General features: G+C 75.4%; 1 protein-coding gene and 1 pseudogene. Both read right to left on the bottom strand.

Annotated elements, in window-relative coordinates; all coding sequences use genetic code 11:
- The coding region (locus C1A33_RS26190; RefSeq protein WP_101834219.1) for a YbaB/EbfC family nucleoid-associated protein at positions 1-417 on the bottom strand (417 nt) is incomplete at its 3' end.
- An 18-nt stretch (positions 418-435) separates the two neighbouring features.
- Positions 436-1,031 (bottom strand): annotated as a pseudogene (locus C1A33_RS35290) (hypothetical protein); the annotation flags it as partial.

Below are 1,031 nucleotides of genomic sequence, written 5' to 3'. Positions count from 1 at the left end.
ACCCAGCCCACCGAGATCGCCCAGCCCGCCGGGCGCCCCGCCCGGCGCCGGTCCGCCGAAGCCACCGAGGCCGGCCAGCCCGCCGGTGACCGAACCCATCCGCTCCTCGGCCAGCCGGTGGGCGTTGGTGGTCGCGTCCCGGACGGCGGCGAGGACCAGATCGGCGAGCGTCTCGGTGTCGTCGGGGTCGACCGCCTCGCGGGAGATCGTCAGGTCGACGAGCTCGCCGCCGCCGTTGACGGTGGCGCGTACGAGGCCGCCGCCGGCCGTGCCGTCCACCCGGGCATGGGCCAGCTCCTCCTGCGCGGACAGGAGCGCGGCCTGCATCCTCTGCGCCTGCTGGAGGATCTGCCCCAGCGGGGCGGCGCCGCCGGCACCGGCGGAAGGCCCTCCGGCAGGGGTCTGCGGGTTCGACATGTCGATGAGCCTACGTCCTCAGGTGGTCGAGATCTGCTCGATGATCGTGGCACCAAGCCCGGTGCGCAGCAGCGACATCGCCGCCTCCTCACCGCCGCGCGCCCCGTCCGGCTGGCTCGGGACATCCTCGTCGTCCAGCGACGGCTCATCGACCGGTGGCGGCACCTCCGCGGCACCCACCCCGCCGGTGCTGTGCTGGCTGGCGCCGTCCTCGCCGGCCGGTCGACCGCTCCAGCCCGGCCGGTTCGTGGGCTGGGACGATCCCGGCGCCTGATCGCCACCGCCACCGCCCGCGGTCCCGAACCCGCCCGCCCGCGCGTTCTCGGAGTGCCCGTCGCTCCCTGAACGGCCGTTACTCCCGGCGAACCCGCCGTTTCCGGCGAACCCGCTGTTTCCCGCGAATCCGTTCTTTCCCGCGAATCCGTTGTTCCCCGTGGACGTGTTTCCGCCCGTGGACGTGTTTCCGCCCGCGGGTCCGAGGTTGCTCGACGGCCCGTCGCCGACGGCGCCCGTTGCGCCCGACTGGCCATAGCTGACGGCACCCGCCGCGTGCCCGGCACCGTTCGCGGCCGGTCCGGGCCCTGCCCCCCCGCCGCCCCCGCTCCCACCAACGC

This window comes from Frankia canadensis, from assembly GCF_900197875.1.
GTDB classification, from domain to species: domain Bacteria; phylum Actinomycetota; class Actinomycetes; order Frankiales; family Frankiaceae; genus Frankia; species Frankia canadensis.
This window is presented reverse-complemented; position numbering and strand designations above follow the sequence as displayed.